This window comes from Bacillus cereus group sp. MYBK216-1, assembly GCF_051916495.1.
GTDB lineage: Bacteria > Bacillota > Bacilli > Bacillales > Bacillaceae_G > Bacillus_A > Bacillus_A thuringiensis_K.
The window spans coordinates 1-17,173 of sequence record NZ_JBQAGT010000004.1; the positions used below are offsets into that span (position 1 = coordinate 1).

A 17,173-nucleotide genomic window follows, 5' to 3' on the forward strand; every position below is an offset into this window, starting at 1 on the left:
ACCATCTAAATATCGTTTCACCGCTTGGATTTTTTCTTTTGAAGAAAATTTAGCCATAAAAAATGCACCTCCAATTGTTAGACTGTGTCTAACAATTGGGGTGCACTTCAGATATTTAGGACGGCTTCTGTTAGGAATAGATAACTCTTTTGTCGGGTTTTTAGTACGCATCATTACAACTATTATAATAATAGGATTCATCATTGTTCGAATTACTGCAGCAAATACAATTCGTTTGTTGTATGAATAGATTGAGTGTAGATGGAGCTACAGTATCTGAGAAAGTAATACTCTCAACATCTTCTACTAAAAATGTTTTAATATCTCCTGGTGTTAAGGTAAATGTAAGTGGAGAGCGATGGTTTAATCTTGCAATTGTTAATCTAATCGTTGTTGCAAATGCAGGACTGAAACTAAATTTAATAAGTGTCTTATTATGATTTTTAGTGAAGTTTTCAAATACAGTTCGAGGAATTCCAGTTGTTATATCAAGATCTTGAGGGGTATTTCCCGTACCGAAAATAGTATAGTTCTGTATAAAACAGTTATTTGAATCTGAATTTGAAGAATTACATGGGCGATCATTTTTCTTATAATATTTTTTTCCATTTTTTAAGAAGTAATCCGCCATAATTAATCACTCCCTTCACATATAAGAATTAAAGGTTGTCCATATATAATATGAAATATATTTTTATATGTTTGGACGTGAAGGAAGAGAAAATAAAAACAGTCCATCTGGTATGATGGACTCAATACTGTTTTACATGGTGTGATTCTTTATTTTAACTTCGCAAGACGATCTTCTAACTGACCACGCCAAATATCAGCTAGTTCTGGAACGGCAAGAATTTTTTCAATGCCATCTTTATCTTTTCTATTATGAAAATAAATTTCGTTAGAGAACAAAACAGAAACATTGCTCGGTTGACGTTCTAGTAATGTAATTTTAGAATCTTTACGTACAGTACCTTCTTGAAGAACGCGGCATAGGTAGCCAGTAAATCCAGTTGCTACAATGCGCGGCAAAATGCCAGGAATACCGAGGCGTTTTGAAATAGTGCTACAAGGTACTCTTGCTTGTGTTACTTGAATGATTGCTGCACCTAGTTGATATGTATCTCCGATGCAAACATCACGCTCTAACATATTTGTTACGGTAATGTTTTCGCCAAATGTGGAAGCTGGAAGCGTAGTTTGAAACTCCTCTTCCCATAGTGCGTAATGCTCGTGTGGGTATACACAAACAGCGCGATCAGGACCGCCGTGATGTTTTAAATCCGCTACGTCATCACCACGAAATCCGTCTTTTGAGAGAAAGGCCTCTTCTGTAGGGTCTTTACATATACCTGTTATCATTTCTTTATCTTCGCTATATTTCATTTGTTTCGGCTTGCCAATGCTAAAGTGAACGAGTTCAATTCCCATATTTGATCTCCTTTACGATTGATTACAATATTATAGCATTAAAAAAGCACAGAGAATGATAAAAACTCTGTGCTTTACATTAATAAACGAGAAATCCTGCTTTATCTAACGCCTCACAAGCAGCATCTAACTTTTCTTTAGAATCTGCCTCAATTGTATGTAAGTGAATACCATCTGTTAGTTGTGAAAGATAGGAAGCATTTGTGTTTTCGATTTTTTGTAAATATTGCTCTACATCAAAGCGATTGCTTACCATGATGGATGCTGTTAAGTCACCGTATACAGGATGCTCAACTTTTACATCTTTAATCGTAACGCCGTGGTCAACAAGCATTGTAAGTTCTTGACGTACTTCTGCTGGTTTGTGCTGGCATACGATTACGCGTTCAAAAGCTTGTTGTTTCTCTTGTGGTTTTAGATATAAATAGCCTTGGGCAGTCGCAATAATTGGTTCGTTTCGTGCTTTAAGCAAGGAAATATCTTGCACGATAACTTGCCTACTTACGTTTGTCTTCTTCGATAGTTCATTCCCAGATAACGGCTCATTTGCAGCGAGAAGCCACTGAAGGATAAGCTGTCGTCTTTCTTCACCTAAAATCTTTTTTTGGTCATTTTGTTTCATTATGATTTAACACCTCTATAAAATTGATTTCCAATTGTGTGTAGTGCATGAATAGTAGTATCAATTTGATCTTTCGTTGTTTGTTGTCCGAAAGAGAAGCGGACATATTGTTTGGCCTCTTCATACGTTTTTCCAATTGCAAGCATAGTTTTCGAAGGTTCTTGTTTACCGACTTGGCAAGCACTTCCGGTGGAAATGGCGATACCATGGCGATTACATTCTAGCATAGTATATTGACCTTCTATTCCTTTTATTGTAACCCCAACAATATGTGGTAAACAAGAAGTAGAATGACCTTCTACTTCAATTTCTAGCGGAAGGGTTTGTATTTGCCCTAAAAAGTAGGAGCGTAACTCTTTAAAACGTAAACTTTCTTCCCATTGAGTTTTTAATATATTTTCAGCAGCTGTTAAAAAAGATGCGATGCCGGGAACGTTCACTGTACCTGGGCGAAATCCCTTTTCGTGAGAAGTTCCCGGAAATACTTGCTCCCAGCGAGATTGCGGATTTATGTAGCAAGCGCCGACACCTTTTGGTCCGTATATTTTATGTGCTGAAACAGAAAGACTATCAATGCCCATCTCAAAAACATGGATAGGCAGTTTACCAAACGTTTGCACACAATCTGTATGAAATAAAACATTATATTTTTTTAAAAGTGCCCCGATTTCTGTAATGTTTTGAACGGTTCCGATTTCAGAGTTTCCATGCTGTATACTTGCTAGCACAGTATCTTCTGTAATAGCTGCCTCTAAATCTACTAAACAAAGGAGTCCGCTTTTATCAACAGGAATTTCAGTGATCGTATAGCCTTTTGATTTTAGAGATTGAAAATAACTTCGAATGGATGCATGTTCCATAGGTGTCGTAATAATATGCTTCTTAGTTTGGGCATTTAGAAGTGATTGAATCGCAAGATAGTTTGATTCCGATCCGCCACTTGTGAAAAATACTCCTTGTTCTTTTCCTCCAATCATTTCCGCAAATGTTTTTCGGCAAACTTGTAATAAAGAAGCAGCTGTTCCTCCAATATCATGTAAACTTTGTTCATTTCCGAAGTATTGCGACGCTGCTTTCATATATGTTTGTAACGCTTCCTCGCTCATAGGTGTAGTAGCTGCATAGTCAAGATATATCATCATGTAAGTTCCTCTCTCTAGTAAGAGTTACAGTTCTTTTACTTTTTAAATGGTAGTGAAAATAAGAATTATAAAAAAACTCTTGTCATTATTTTAAAACTATGTAAATATAGGTGTCAAGACAGTTGAAAAGTGTAAAGTAGGAGGCAACAATTATGCCAAGTGCAGATGTCTTAATTATTGGAAGTGGTGTTGCGGCACTTCGTGTTGCAAAAGAGATTTGTCACGAAAAGAATGTGATTATTATCACAAAGGAGACGAAACGTAATAATAATACACATTTAGCTCAAGGTGGAATTGCCGCAGCAGTAGCTACATACGACAATCCTAATGATCATTTTGAAGATACGTTAGTAGCAGGGTGTCATTATAACAATGAAGAAGTGGTCCGTTATTTAGTTGAGGAAGGACCGAAAGAAATTAATAACCTTATTGAAAATGGGATGAAATTTGATGGAGATGAAACAGGTCCTCATCTTGGAAAAGAAGGAGCGCATCGAAAACGTCGTATTGTACATGCAGGTGGCGATGCAACAGGAAAGAATTTATTAGAGCATCTTATTCAAGAAGTAGCTCCATATGTTACGGTAGTGGAACAGGAAATGGTGCTCGATTTTATTATAGAAAAAGATAAATGTGTTGGGGCTTTAACTCGCAACAATAAAGGCGAATTGAAACGTTACAATGCAGATTATACGGTGTTAGCTTCAGGTGGTATTGGCAGTTTATACGCCTTTACTTCTAATGATGAGACGATTACAGGCGATGGACTTGCAATGGTGTACCGTGCAGGTGGAGAGCTTGTAGATTTAGAGTTTATACAATTTCATCCGACGATGTTATACGCGGGTGGGCGTTGTTCTGGTCTTGTGTCCGAAGCTGTTCGCGGAGAAGGAGCTGTCCTTATAAATGGAAAAGGGCAGCGTTTTATGATGGATATACATTCCGAACAGGATTTAGCGCCTCGTGATGTAGTCGCAAGGGCTATTCATGAACAGCTACTTGCGGGTGAAAAAGTGTACTTAAACATCGAAATGATTCAAAACTTTGAACAACGCTTTCCGACCGTGTCATCGATATGTAAAACAAATGGAGTCGATATAAATAAAAAACTTATTCCAGTCGTGCCTGGTACTCATTTTCACATGGGCGGCGTGAAAACGAACTGTGATGGAGAGACGTCTATTTCGAACTTATACGCAGTCGGTGAAGTAGCTTGTAACGGGGTTCATGGTGCAAATAGATTAGCGAGTAATTCATTATTAGAAGGTCTTGTGTTTGGAAAAAGAATCGGACGACACATTTTATCTAGAGAGACAAAAGAAAAGGTGAATATGCTAGCCGAAAAGGAAGCAACGTTTATCGTTCTGAATCATTTACCGACGAAAGAAGAAATACAAAAATGCATGATGAAATATGTTGGGATTGTGCGAACACAGCAAAGTTTATCTTATGCGAAGAGATGGCTTAGTAAGTATGGTGTTCGAAATATGATATTACAACATGATGTTCTTACGAATGAAGAGATAACGCTTATTAATATGTTAACGGTTTGTGAGCTTATAGTTGTGTCAGCCTTGCAAAGAGAAGAAAGTATTGGCGGGCATTACCGGAGTGATTATCCAGATAGAAATATAGGAAAGAAAGAGATTGTTCGAGTAAAGAGAAAACGACAACTTGTGTGATGAGGGGAAGAGGGGCTTTATGAACACGATAAAAGTTAAAGAAGCATTAAATCGATTTTTTTTAGAAGATATAGGGGAAAGAGATGTAACATCTCAGGTTATTTTTCCAGATAATTTGCTTTCGAAAGGAACGTTTCTTGCGAAGGATACAGGGGTCTTTGCAGGACGTTTAGTAATTGAATCAGGATTTAAATTAATTGATGAGAGAATTGAAGTAGAGCTTCATAAAAAAGATGGGGACCTTGTAGAAAAAGGCGAAATCATTGCAACTGTGCAAGGTCCAATTGCATCGTTATTAACAGCAGAGCGCGTTATATTAAACGTTATTCAGCGTATGAGCGGAATAGCGACGATGACGCATAAAGCGGTTCTTGCTTTAGATAGTAGTCATACTCGCATTTGTGATACGCGAAAAACGATGCCAGGACTACGTATGTTTGATAAGCATGCAGTCGTGTGCGGCGGTGGATTTAATCATCGCTTCGGTTTATATGATGGGGTCATGATTAAAGACAATCATATTGCGTTTGCTAGTTCTATTACAAAAGCTGTTACATCAGTGAAAGAAAAGTTAGGACATATGGTGAAAGTAGAAGTAGAAACAGAAACTGAGGAACAGGTGAGAGAGGCTGTTGCTGCTGGTGCGGATATTATTATGTTCGATAATCGTACGCCAGATGAAATTCGGGAGTTTTCAAAAATTGTACCAAGCGCTATCGTTACAGAAGCTTCAGGTGGCATCACAATTGAAGATTTATCGAAATACGGAAAAACAGGGGTAGATTATATTTCACTTGGAGCGTTAACACATTCAGTGAAAGCACTTGATATTAGTTTCAATATTGAAGGGTAAGGAAAGTGGCTTAGAGGGGGAGAAACGTATATGAGTATTTTAGAACAAGTACAGCCAATTGAAACGATGTTACCAGAGCGTTATTACACGATGTCAACGGAAGATATGGAAAATCGGGTTCGTGAAATTAAAGAGAAAATGGGGAAAATGTTATTCATTCCAGGGCATCATTATCAAAAAGATGAAGTGGTACAATTTTCAGATGCAGCAGGGGATTCACTTCAGCTTGCGCAAGTTGCAGCGAGCAATAAAGACGCAAAATATATTGTGTTTTGCGGGGTGCACTTTATGGCGGAAACAGCAGATATGTTAACGACAGATGATCAAGTTGTCATCTTACCAGATATGCGTGCAGGTTGTTCGATGGCGGATATGGCAGATATTGAACAAACAGAAAGAGCGTGGAAAGAGCTCACAAAATTATTTGGAGATACGATGATTCCGTTAACGTATGTTAACTCTACAGCTGCAATTAAAGCGTTTTGCGGTCGTAATGGCGGAGCAACAGTAACTTCTTCTAATGCAAAGCAAATGGTATCTTGGGCGTTTACTCAAAAAGAACGTCTCGTCTTTTTACCAGACCAACATTTAGGGAGAAATACAGCGTACGATTTAGGTATCCCGTTAGATAAAATGGCAGTATGGGACCCACACACAGATTCATTAGAGTACGATGGAGATATAGAAGAAATTCAAGTGATTTTATGGAAAGGACATTGTTCTGTTCATCAAAACTTTACAGTGAAAAACATTGAGAACGTACGGAAAAATCATCCGGACATGAACATTATTGTACATCCAGAATGTTGCTACGAAGTTGTAGCTGCTTCGGATTATGCAGGTTCAACGAAATATATTATTGATATGATTGAAGCGGCTCCATCTGGAAGTAAATGGGCGATTGGTACAGAAATGAATTTAGTGAATCGAATTATTAAGCAACATCCAGATAAAGAAATTGTTTCACTTAATCCATTTATGTGTCCGTGTTTAACGATGAACCGAATTGATTTGCCGCACTTATTATGGGCACTTGAAATGATAGAAAGAGGAGAAGTAATTAACGTTATTAGCGTAGATAAACAAGTGACTGAAGAGGCAGTTCTTGCATTAAATCGTATGTTAGAGCGTGTGTAAAGCAGCGGATTCCCGTTGCTTTTTTTCGTACATATAATCATAACGAGAACAAAATGGGCATACATTGTTTTGAAGAAATCATTGTGGTTCTTTATGCTTATTCCGCTTCTAATGATATTGAAAATCGAAGAAGTGATAAAAGTGAAAAGAAGTTAATGTTATTTAGAAAAAGAGTTACTTCATGAGATTTGTTACTTATAGATAAGTTATACAGGAGGGGGAAAATTTGAAAATTCATATCGTGCAAAAAGGGGATACCCTTTGGAAAATTGCGAAAAAGTACGGAGTGGATTTTGACACGTTGAAAAAAACAAATACACAACTTAGTAATCCAGATTTAATCATGCCAGGTATGAAAATTAAAGTGCCATCAAAGAGTGTTCACATGAAACAACAGGCTGGAGCAGGTTCAGCGCCTCCAAAGCAATACGTAAAAGAAGTGCAGCAAAAAGAATTTGCAGCAACACCAACTCCGCTTGGAATAGAAGATGAGGAAGAAGTTACGTATCAATCAGCACCAATTACACAGCAGCCAGCTATGCAACAAACACAAAAAGAAGTGCAAGTAAAACCGCAGAAGGAGATGCAGGTAAAGCCGCAAAAAGAAGTACAGGTGAAACCGCAAAAAGAAGTGCAAAAAGAACAGCCAATTCAAAAAGAAAAACCAGTTGAAAAACCGTCTGTTATTCAAAAACCACCTGTGATAGAAAAACAAAAACCGGCGGAAAAAGAAAACACGAAGTTTTCGGTAAATGTATTACCGCAGCCGCCACAACCACCAATAAAACCGAAAAAAGAATATAAAATTTCAGATGTAATAAAAAAAGGAAGCGAGTTAATTGCTCCTCAAATTAGTAAAATGAAACCTAACAATATCATTTCTCCGCAAACGAAAAAAAACAATATAGTATCGCCGCAAGTGAAGAAAGAAAATGTAGGAAATATAGTATCGCCGCAAGTGAAGAAAGAAAATGCAGGAAATATAGTATCGCCGCAAGTGAAGAAAGAAAATGTAGGAAATATAGTATCGCCGCAAGTGAAGAAAGAAAATGTAGGAAATATAGTATCGCCACAAGTGAAGAAAGAAAATGTAGGAAATATAGTATCGCCGCAAGTGAAAAAAGAAAATGTAGGGAATATAGTGTCACCGCAAGTAAAAAAAGAAAATGTAGGGAATATAGTGTCACCGCAAGTGAAAAAAGAAAACGTAGGGAATATAGTATCGCCAAATGTATCGAAAGAAAATGTAGTTATTCCACAAGTCATACCGCCAAATATTCAAATGCCAATCATGGATAACAACCAACCACCGAATATAATGCCAATCATGGATAACAACCAGCCACCGAATATAATGCCAATCATGGATAACAGCCAGCCACCGAATATAATGCCAATTATGGATAACAACCAGCCACCGAATATAATGCCAATTATGGATAACAACCAGCCGCCGAATGTAATGCCGATTATGGATAACAATCAAATGCCGAATATGATGCCGATCATGGATAACAATCAAATGCCGAATATGATGCCGATTATGGATAACAATCAAATGCCGAATATGATGCCGATTATGGATAACAATCAAATGCCGAATATGATGCCGATTATGGATAACAATCAAATGCCGAATATAATGCCGATTATGGATAACAATCAAATGCCGAATATGATGCCGATTATGGATAACAATCAACCACCAAATATGATGCCCTATCAAATGCCGTATCAACAGCCCATGATGCCGCCGAATCCGTATTATCAACAACCAAATCCATATCAAATGCCATATCAGCAAGGAGCGCCGTTTGGACCGCAATATACGTCTATGCCAAACCCGAATATGATGCCAATGGATAATAATATGCCGCCGCTTGTGCAGGGTGAGGAAGATTGTGGATGCGGAGGAGAAAGTAGACTATATAGTCCACAACCAGGCGGTCCGCAATATGCGAATCCTTTATATTACCAACCAACTCAGTCTGCATATGCACCACAGCCAGGAACGATGTATTATCAACCAGATCCACCGAATGTATTTGGAGAGCCCGTTTCAGAAGAAGAGGACGAAGAAGAAGTTTAAAAAGGCGGGAGTATTCCCGCCTTTTTTACATTCCTGTTAATTAAGAAAATGAAGTTTTTTTATGAAGTGCTAGAAAATTCCCAGTGAAATATTAACAGTGTAAAAACCTTCTCGGTTACTCATCATAAGAGGGAGCTTTTCAGTAGAGAAGCTCATTCTAACAGAGGGGGTTTTTGTATTGAATACGAAAGTAAAAGTGATTGCTGCTTCTTTGTTAGTTACCAGTGCATTAGCTGCATGTGGTACACCGAAAGATAACAATGCAATGGATGGACGTAACTACAATTACGAGCGTACATCTTATAATGATACACACCAGTATCGTGATAATGTGACACGTAATGATCGTTATACAGATTATGTAACATATAGAAATGGTCGTAACGATACAGGATACAATTATTATCGAGATGTAAATTACAATGGACAAATTGCTAATCCGCATCCAACTCGTAATATTACAATGAACAATTCATACATTAACAATGATGGTAAAACAGCTGAAAGAATAACAAATCGTGTGAAACGTATGAATAACGTAGACCGTGTGTCTACAGTTGTATATGGAAACGATGTAGCGATTGCGGTAAAACCACGTAACACAGTGACAAATGAAACGGCGATGGCTAACGAAATTCGTCAAGCTGTTGCAAATGAAGTTGGAAACAGAAACGTATATGTTTCTGTAAGAAATGATATGTTTACTCGTGTCGATGCAATGAGTACGCGTCTACGTAACGGTACAGTTACAAACGATTTTAATCGTGACATAGTGAATATGTTCCGAGACATTCGTTACGGTTTAACTGGTACAGTGCGATAACAAAACAAAAGAGGAAGGGATAGCCCTTCCTCTTTATTCATCGTTGTCTTGTAAGCGACGTTTTTTAATAAAATAACTAACGGAATAAGAAACTAAAAAGCATATGAAAAGAATACTACCTGTTGAAATAGCTTCAAATAGAGGTCTTTCTGGACTGAAAATAATATAAATAATAGCCGTAACGATTCCTACAATAAGGGAGTGGAAGACAAGTTTGTAATAAGGAGTTAACTGTATTTCCTTTTCGCCTTCTTCTACATCGATTGAAACACTTAACTGTAAATAAGCAAGTAAAATACTTGTAAACATAAATAATAGCCACAATGGAGATTTCGTAATTTGATCAATGCCTTCAGTGAATCCGATATAGCCTAAAATTCCAACTACGCCAATGTATTGAAAAAGAAAGACAATACGTATGTTTTTTAACATTTGAAGAATGAGGCGTTCATCCTTTATTTTTTTCATAATATTCATCCCCTGCTTATTATGATTTCGCTGTCACATTAATTGTAACATATATATTGCAATTATCAATTTATAATTTACATAAAATAATTTGGATGAAAGAGGAAATAAAATATTTTTATAAACATGTTGCACTTATACTTTATTAATGTTATATTAGCAAAGCGATGAGCTAATTTACGTAAGACGAGAGATATGCTTAAGTGCTAAACACGCGAATGTGGTCGCCTGGTCTCTCGCCGTAAACGCATCAAGACGCCTGCTTTGCAGGCGTCTTTCATTTTATATAAAAGTAAATGATACATGCAGATGAGGTAAACCCTTATCTGCATTTTTTATTTTTCGAAAGAAATGTAATATGGATAAAACCCCCATTTCCGGAAAAACTACTAATGAAAGTATGATCTTGCCTAAAAGAGGTGAACGGAAATGAAATGGATACTGATTGCGATGCAAGCTTTCGTTATGATGTTTTGTTTCGTTTATGGAACGAATGTGAAGGCGGAAGGGCCAGTACCAGAAGTAACGAAAAAAGAACCTGAGGTTACAATTTTATTAGAGCGTATGTATGTTGATGGCGAAGTAAGCGAAGAAATACTTACAGAAAAAGTGACGGATTTAGAAAAGTTTTTACAGCAGTATAAAGAATGGCAGCTCGTTGATTGTGATGATGTACAAATTGTATTGCAAAAGAAAGTTGATGATATTTCTCCGTTATTGAAAACGAGCGGGTATTTTGGTGTTTCAGAGGAAGGGATATTACAAATTTTCAAAGGTGTACCGAAAAGTGATAATGCGATCCATTCTTTCTTTCAAATTGATATGAAAAAGCTTGAGAGCTATGAACGTGCGAAATTGAAACGTGGCATTCGTATTAAATCAAAAGAAGGTTTTGTGAAGACGATTGAAAAAATGAAGCAATACGCAGTTCAGAGTAAGAAAAAAAGCAGCTCATGGTGAGCTGCTTTTTTTTCTTATTTGTTTTTAGCTAAAATTTCTTTTGCGATTTCATCAATTAGCATATCTTTTCCGATTGGATTGAATGCTTTCGTATTGAAGACTTCATTTGATACTTCATATACGTGATTATTTTTAACTGCTTTATTGTCTTTCCAAACGGCACTGTTTTTGTAGTCTTCGTAAACTTTATCAGCTTCGCCGCCGAAGTTTACAATAAACATTTGGTCAGGCTGGAATGCAACTAGACCTTCTAGTGATACTTGCGCCATCGTTTGTTTTAAATCCGTACCTTTTGTTGCTGGAAGTTTTAAGTCATTAAAGATGATGTCACCGTATCCGAAGCTACCGTATACACGGAAGTTTTGTGGTGTAACTGCAACGAACATAAAGTTCTCATCTTTTGTTTTCTCTTTAATTTTTTTAGATAAAGAGTCTGCTTTCTTATCGTAGTCTGCAATCCATTTGTCTGCTTTCTTCTCTTCGTCAAATAGCTTACCTACTTCTTTAAACTTACCACGCCAGTCTTCTAAGTTTGTTTCTAGAACAACTGTAGGTGCAACCTTTTCTAGTTGATCATAAATTTTTAATTGACGGTTGTTTAAAATAATTAAGTCTGGTTTTAAAGCAGTAACAGCTTCTAAATCAACTTTAGGTGCCCAGTACCAACCTACTGCTTTTACTCCATCTAACTTGTCTGTTAAGTGAGTTTGGATTTTATCTTTATATGTATTTGCTGTACCAACAGGTTTGTGTCCAAGAAGTAATAGTTCTTCTGTTGATCCAGATAAGTCAACAATTCTCTTTGGATTTACTGGAATTGTAGCTTCACCTTTAGCATGTTTTACAACTTTTGTTTTCGGTTGTTCTTTTGCCTTCGATTCTTCTTTTTGAGAAGAACAGCCAACGATAGAAAGAACAACGAGCATAATAGTAAATAAAATAAATAGCTTACGTTTCATCCTGATGCAACCCCTTTAATTAGTATTGATAATCATTATCGACTTCTGTATATTAAGGTGCTTTAACCTTTCTGTCAATGGAAAATAACAGAAGTTTCAAGTGGAGAACATTTGTTGGGGCAGTCTCGCTTTTCTATCATTAAATATGTTAAAATGGAATACATGATTTAAGAGGGAGAGATCGTATTTTGTTTGAATATGTTACAGGTTACGTGGAGTATGTAGGGCCGGAATATGTCGTAATTGATCATAATGGAATTGGTTATCAAATTTTCACACCAAATCCGTATGTATTTCAAAGAAGTAAGCAAGAAATCCGTGTCTATACATATCATTATGTGAGAGAAGATATTATGGCACTTTACGGGTTTAAAACACGTGAAGAGCGTTTATTATTTACAAAGTTGTTAGGCGTGTCTGGCATTGGGCCAAAAGGAGCTCTTGCAATTTTAGCTTCTGGTCAAACAGGACAGGTCGTTCAAGCGATTGAGCATGAAGATGAGAAGTTTTTAGTGAAATTCCCAGGCGTCGGAAAGAAAACAGCACGCCAAATGATTTTAGATTTAAAAGGAAAACTAGCAGATGTCGTACCAGATGCATTTGTTGATTTATTCTCAGACACAGAACGTTTTGATGAGAAGAAAGGTTCATCAGCTGAGCTTGATGAGGCACTGGAAGCTCTCCGCGCACTTGGATACGCAGAACGCGAAGTTTCTCGTGTTGTACCAGAGTTATTAAAAGAATCATTAACGACGGATCAGTATATTAAAAAGGCACTTAGTCTTTTACTAAATGGTAAGAGGTGAGTATAATGGACGAACGTCTCCTTTCAGGGGAATCTGCATATGAAGATGCGGATTTAGAATATTCATTACGGCCACAGACGCTCCGTCAGTATATTGGCCAAGATAAAGCAAAACATAATTTAGAAGTATTTATTGAAGCGGCGAAAATGCGTGAAGAAACGTTAGATCACGTGCTTTTATATGGACCACCAGGTCTTGGTAAAACGACGCTTGCGAATATTATTGCCAATGAGATGGGCGTTAATGTTAGAACAACTTCAGGTCCCGCAATTGAAAGACCAGGAGATTTAGCTGCTGTATTAACAGCGCTTCAGCCAGGGGATGTATTATTTATTGATGAAATTCATCGTTTGCATAGATCAATTGAAGAAGTATTGTATCCTGCGATGGAAGACTTTTGCCTTGATATTGTAATTGGAAAAGGGCCTTCAGCACGTTCTGTACGCCTAGATTTACCGCCATTTACATTAGTTGGAGCAACAACACGTGCTGGAGCATTATCGGCACCGCTTCGTGACCGCTTCGGTGTACTTTCAAGGTTAGAGTACTACACAGTAGATCAGCTTTCTGCGATTGTTGAACGTACAGCAGAAGTATTTGAAGTTGAAATCGATTCGTTAGCTGCATTAGAAATTGCAAGACGTGCTCGTGGTACACCTCGTATTGCGAATCGTCTTTTAAGACGTGTACGTGATTTCGCGCAAGTTCGTGGTAACGGAACGGTTACGATGGAAATTACACAAATGGCATTAGAGCTACTGCAAGTAGATAAATTAGGTCTAGATCATATTGATCATAAATTACTGCTTGGTATTATTGAGAAATTCCGTGGCGGTCCAGTTGGATTAGAAACGGTTTCAGCAACAATTGGAGAAGAATCTCATACGATTGAAGATGTGTATGAGCCGTATTTATTACAAATTGGCTTTTTACAACGAACGCCAAGGGGCCGAATTGTAACGCCGCTTGCGTATGAACATTTCGGAATGGAGATACCAAAAGTATGACGGAGATGCCAAAGCTGCTTATTACAGCCGGGATCTTACTCATCGTTGTTGGATTAGCTTGGAAGTTCATTGGAAGGCTTCCAGGCGATATTTTTGTGAAAAAAGGAAACGTTACCTTTTATTTTCCTATCATTACATGTATTGTGTTAAGTATTGTATTATCTTTTATTATGTATATAATAAATCGATTTAAATAAGAAATAGGTGGATATAGCTATGGATATAAATCTGTTTGATTTTCATTTACCAGAAGAACTTATTGCACAAGTCCCGTTAGAAGATCGTGAAACATCAAGATTAATGGTGTTAGACCGTGAAACAGGTGATATTGAGCATAAACATTTTACGGATATTCTTTCTTACTTACATGAGGGGGATTGCTTAGTTTTAAATGAAACGAAAGTTATGCCTGCTCGTTTGCACGGTGTGAAAGAAGATACAGGCGCGCACATTGAAGTACTTCTTTTAAAACAAGAAGAAGGTGATAAGTGGGAAACGCTTGTAAAGCCAGCGAAACGTGTAAAAGAAGGAACTGTTATCTCTTTTGGCGAAGGGAAATTAAAAGCAACTTGCACAGGAACTGCAGATCAAGGTGGACGCCAGCTTGAATTTTCATATGACGGCATCTTCTATGAAATTTTAGATGAACTTGGGGAAATGCCACTTCCTCCATATATTAAAGAGACGCTAGAAGATCGCGATCGCTATCAAACAGTATATGCGAAAGAAATCGGTTCAGCAGCAGCGCCGACTGCGGGACTTCACTTTACAGAAGAGTTACTGGAGAAGTTAAAACAAAAAGGCGTTCAGTTAGCATTTATTACACTTCACGTAGGGCTTGGAACATTTAGACCAGTTTCTGCTGATACGATTGAAGAACACCATATGCACGCAGAATATTACCATATGTCTGAAGAGACAGCGGCATTATTAAATCGTGTGAAAGAGAATGGTGGACGTATTATTACTGTAGGTACGACATCAACTCGTACGTTAGAAACAATTGCAACAGATCATGAAGGTAAGCTTTGCGCCGCTTCTGGATGGACAGATATTTTCATGTATCCGGGATATGAATTTAAAGCAATTGATGGTTTAATTACAAACTTCCATTTACCGAAATCAACATTAATTATGCTTGTAAGTGCATTTGCAAATAGAGATAATGTACTTCATGCTTATAATGAAGCAGTAAAAGAAAAATATCGTTTCTTTAGCTTCGGTGATGCAATGTTCGTTGCATCTCACGCTAAAATGAGAAACAAATAAAAGGAGTAAGTTATGACAGCAATTCGTTATGAATTTATTAAGACATGTAAACAAACGGGTGCCCGTTTAGGTCGTGTGCATACGCCGCACGGTTCATTTGATACACCAACATTTATGCCAGTTGGTACACTTGCAACAGTTAAGACAATGTCACCAGAAGAATTAAAAGCAATGGATTCTGGCATTATTTTAAGTAATACGTATCATTTATGGCTACGTCCAGGTCATGAAATTATTCGTGAAGCAGGCGGCTTGCATAAATTTATGAACTGGGATCGTGCAATCTTAACAGACTCTGGTGGTTTCCAAGTATTCAGTTTAAGTGACTTCCGTCGTATTGAAGAGGAAGGCGTTCACTTCCGTAATCACTTAAATGGAGATAAATTATTCTTATCACCAGAAAAAGCGATGGAAATCCAAAATGCATTAGGTTCAGATATTATGATGGCATTTGATGAGTGTCCACCATTCCCGGCTACTTTTGAATATATGAAGAAATCTGTAGAGCGTACGAGCCGCTGGGCAGAACGTTGCTTAAAAGCGCATGAACGTCCGCAAGATCAAGGTTTATTCGGTATTGTACAGGGCGGGGAGTACGAAGAGCTTCGTCGTCAAAGTGCGAAAGACCTTGTTTCAATGGACTTCCCTGGTTACGCTGTAGGTGGTTTATCTGTTGGTGAACCGAAAGATATTATGAACCGTGTTCTTGAGTTTACAACACCACTTCTTCCAGATAATAAGCCTCGTTACTTAATGGGTGTAGGTTCTCCTGACTCGTTAATCGATGGCGCAATTCGTGGTATTGATATGTTTGACTGCGTACTTCCAACTCGTATCGCTCGAAATGGTACATGTATGACAAGTGAAGGTCGCCTCGTTGTAAAAAATGCGAAATTCGCAAGAGACTTCGGTCCGCTTGATCCAAACTGTGATTGCTACACATGTAAAAACTACTCACGTGCGTACATTCGTCACTTAATGAAATGTGATGAAACGTTCGGAATTCGTTTAACGTCTTATCACAACCTTCATTTTCTGTTAAACTTAATGGAGCAGGTGAGACAAGCTATTCGTGAAGACCGTCTTGGCGATTTCCGCGAAGAGTTCTTTGAACAGTATGGCTTTAATAAACCGAATGCTAAAAACTTCTAATACATAATTTAAAAGGAGGAACAAAAGATGAATGCAGGTATGATGAATATCGTTATGATCGTTGCGATGTTTGCGATTTTCTATTTCTTATTAATTCGCCCGCAACAAAAACGTCAAAAAGCAGTTGCTCAAATGCAAAGTGAGTTAGCAAAAGGTGATGCTATCGTAACAATCGGTGGTTTACACGGTACAATCGAATCAGTAGATGAGACGAAAATCGTTATTAAATCTGGTGGTTCACACTTAACTTTCGATCGCAATGCGATTCGTGAAGTTGTGAAAAACTAATGTGGAAGGCCCTGCATGAAATGTGCAGGGCCTTTTTTAGTTACTTTGCTTTGACATATTTACACCGAAAATACCACCGAGTGTACTCGCCCCCATTAATGCTAATTGATAAAGTAATTGTGAGTTCGATAAGGTTTGAGAAAAGCCTAAATAGTTAACTAGAAAGACGAGTATAGTGAACGTGAGCCCTGTTGTGAAACCTACTAGCCAACCTTTTCCTTGAGCCTTTTTGCCGGCAGTAAATCCAGACATAAGCATAGATAAAAGAGCAAGTATAAAAATAGTAACGGTTAATGTCCCTTCATTTATATTCGTAAACTTTAATAAAAGAGCCATAATCATACTAGTAATAGATGCGAGAATTAGTAGCGTAACAATACCGAAGCCAATTGCAGTTGATAATTTTTTCGTTCCATCCATTTATGCATTCCCCCTTTTTAATACAAGCATATTTTCCTTTTGCCCAAGTTAGACTAGTTTCTTTTTTA

General features: G+C 37.5%; 18 protein-coding genes and 1 pseudogene. 12 read left to right on the forward strand and 7 right to left on the reverse strand.

The annotated features are described in order from the left end of the window. Positions 1-160 precede the first annotated feature (160 nt). From ACTFRH_RS14395 to ACTFRH_RS14410, 4 genes are all read right to left on the reverse strand, one after another. Positions 161-631 carry a hypothetical protein gene (locus ACTFRH_RS14395; RefSeq protein ID WP_000796369.1) on the reverse strand — a complete coding sequence of 157 codons (471 nt, stop codon included), beginning with the start codon at positions 629-631 and terminating at the stop codon, positions 161-163. A gap of 149 nt (positions 632-780) precedes the next feature. Beyond that, on the reverse strand, positions 781-1,428 hold the full coding sequence (locus ACTFRH_RS14400) for an MOSC domain-containing protein (RefSeq protein WP_000510679.1): 648 nt from the start codon (positions 1,426-1,428) through the stop codon (positions 781-783). A 79-nt stretch (positions 1,429-1,507) separates the two neighbouring features. Then, positions 1,508-2,050 (reverse strand): transcription repressor NadR, encoded by a 543-nt coding sequence (locus ACTFRH_RS14405; RefSeq protein ID WP_000812240.1) that lies wholly within the window; start codon positions 2,048-2,050, stop codon positions 1,508-1,510. Continuing rightward, positions 2,050-3,192, reverse strand: a complete 1,143-nt coding sequence (locus tag ACTFRH_RS14410) for an IscS subfamily cysteine desulfurase (RefSeq protein WP_000973756.1) — start codon at positions 3,190-3,192, stop codon at positions 2,050-2,052. The genes ACTFRH_RS14405 and ACTFRH_RS14410 overlap by 1 nt, the downstream gene beginning before the upstream one ends. A gap of 152 nt (positions 3,193-3,344) precedes the next feature. Here ACTFRH_RS14410 and nadB point away from each other — a divergent pair, with 152 nt between their 5' ends. The 5 genes and pseudogenes from nadB (at position 3,345) to ACTFRH_RS14435 (ending at position 9,776) form a co-directional block, all read left to right on the forward strand. Then, a complete protein-coding gene (gene nadB / locus ACTFRH_RS14415; RefSeq protein ID WP_001138535.1) occupies positions 3,345-4,874 on the forward strand; it encodes an L-aspartate oxidase in 1,530 nt (509 codons plus the stop codon). 19 nt (positions 4,875-4,893) lie between these two features. Then, a complete protein-coding gene (nadC, locus tag ACTFRH_RS14420) occupies positions 4,894-5,727 on the forward strand; it encodes a carboxylating nicotinate-nucleotide diphosphorylase (RefSeq protein ID WP_001092248.1) in 834 nt (277 codons plus the stop codon). Positions 5,728-5,757: 30 nt separating this feature from the next. Further along, on the forward strand, positions 5,758-6,864 hold the full coding sequence (gene nadA / locus ACTFRH_RS14425; RefSeq protein WP_000025343.1) for a quinolinate synthase NadA: 1,107 nt from the start codon (positions 5,758-5,760) through the stop codon (positions 6,862-6,864). Positions 6,865-7,090: 226 nt separating this feature from the next. Continuing rightward, a pseudogene (safA, locus tag ACTFRH_RS14430) lies at positions 7,091-7,247 on the forward strand (SafA/ExsA family spore coat assembly protein); the annotation flags it as partial. Between the two features lie 1,884 nt (positions 7,248-9,131). Beyond that, positions 9,132-9,776 carry a YhcN/YlaJ family sporulation lipoprotein gene (locus ACTFRH_RS14435; RefSeq protein WP_001093536.1) on the forward strand — a complete coding sequence of 215 codons (645 nt, stop codon included), beginning with the start codon at positions 9,132-9,134 and terminating at the stop codon, positions 9,774-9,776. A 33-nt stretch (positions 9,777-9,809) separates the two neighbouring features. Here ACTFRH_RS14435 and ACTFRH_RS14440 read toward each other — a convergent pair whose 3' ends face one another. Further along, the gene (locus tag ACTFRH_RS14440) at positions 9,810-10,244 is read right to left on the reverse strand and encodes a hypothetical protein (protein ID WP_000721223.1); all 435 of its coding nucleotides are present in this window, start codon (positions 10,242-10,244) and stop codon (positions 9,810-9,812) included. A 429-nt stretch (positions 10,245-10,673) separates the two neighbouring features. On the opposite strand from ACTFRH_RS14440, the gene ACTFRH_RS14445 reads away from it, so the two are divergent. Continuing rightward, positions 10,674-11,204 (forward strand): BofC C-terminal domain-containing protein, encoded by a 531-nt coding sequence (locus ACTFRH_RS14445; protein WP_000871190.1) that lies wholly within the window; start codon positions 10,674-10,676, stop codon positions 11,202-11,204. A 14-nt stretch (positions 11,205-11,218) separates the two neighbouring features. On the opposite strand, the gene ACTFRH_RS14450 is transcribed toward ACTFRH_RS14445, so the two are convergent. Next, positions 11,219-12,163, reverse strand: a complete 945-nt coding sequence (locus ACTFRH_RS14450; RefSeq protein ID WP_000823612.1) for an iron-hydroxamate ABC transporter substrate-binding protein — start codon at positions 12,161-12,163, stop codon at positions 11,219-11,221. 188 nt (positions 12,164-12,351) lie between these two features. Between ACTFRH_RS14450 and ruvA the strand changes: the two genes are divergently transcribed. From ruvA to yajC, 6 genes are read left to right on the forward strand one after another with little or no spacing between them, the layout of a single operon-like run. Beyond that, a complete protein-coding gene (gene ruvA, locus ACTFRH_RS14455; RefSeq protein WP_000464511.1) occupies positions 12,352-12,969 on the forward strand; it encodes a Holliday junction DNA helicase RuvA in 618 nt (205 codons plus the stop codon). A gap of 5 nt (positions 12,970-12,974) precedes the next feature. Continuing rightward, on the forward strand, positions 12,975-13,976 hold the full coding sequence (ruvB, locus tag ACTFRH_RS14460) for a Holliday junction branch migration DNA helicase RuvB (RefSeq protein ID WP_000344449.1): 1,002 nt from the start codon (positions 12,975-12,977) through the stop codon (positions 13,974-13,976). Continuing rightward, positions 13,973-14,173, forward strand: a complete 201-nt coding sequence (locus ACTFRH_RS14465; RefSeq protein WP_000138162.1) for a DUF2905 domain-containing protein — start codon at positions 13,973-13,975, stop codon at positions 14,171-14,173. Before ruvB ends, ACTFRH_RS14465 begins: the two co-directional genes overlap by 4 nt. A 19-nt stretch (positions 14,174-14,192) precedes the next feature. Further along, on the forward strand, positions 14,193-15,245 hold the full coding sequence (gene queA, locus ACTFRH_RS14470) for a tRNA preQ1(34) S-adenosylmethionine ribosyltransferase-isomerase QueA (protein ID WP_000354015.1): 1,053 nt from the start codon (positions 14,193-14,195) through the stop codon (positions 15,243-15,245). Between the two features lie 12 nt (positions 15,246-15,257). After that, on the forward strand, positions 15,258-16,397 hold the full coding sequence (gene tgt / locus ACTFRH_RS14475) for a tRNA guanosine(34) transglycosylase Tgt (RefSeq protein WP_000125365.1): 1,140 nt from the start codon (positions 15,258-15,260) through the stop codon (positions 16,395-16,397). Positions 16,398-16,424: 27 nt separating this feature from the next. After that, complete coding sequence (gene yajC / locus ACTFRH_RS14480) at positions 16,425-16,685, forward strand: preprotein translocase subunit YajC (protein WP_000991115.1); 261 nt, start codon at positions 16,425-16,427, stop codon at positions 16,683-16,685. Between the two features lie 36 nt (positions 16,686-16,721). On the opposite strand, the gene ACTFRH_RS14485 is transcribed toward yajC, so the two are convergent. After that, complete coding sequence (locus ACTFRH_RS14485) at positions 16,722-17,105, reverse strand: TIGR04086 family membrane protein (RefSeq protein ID WP_000349148.1); 384 nt, start codon at positions 17,103-17,105, stop codon at positions 16,722-16,724. Positions 17,106-17,173 lie beyond the last annotated feature (68 nt).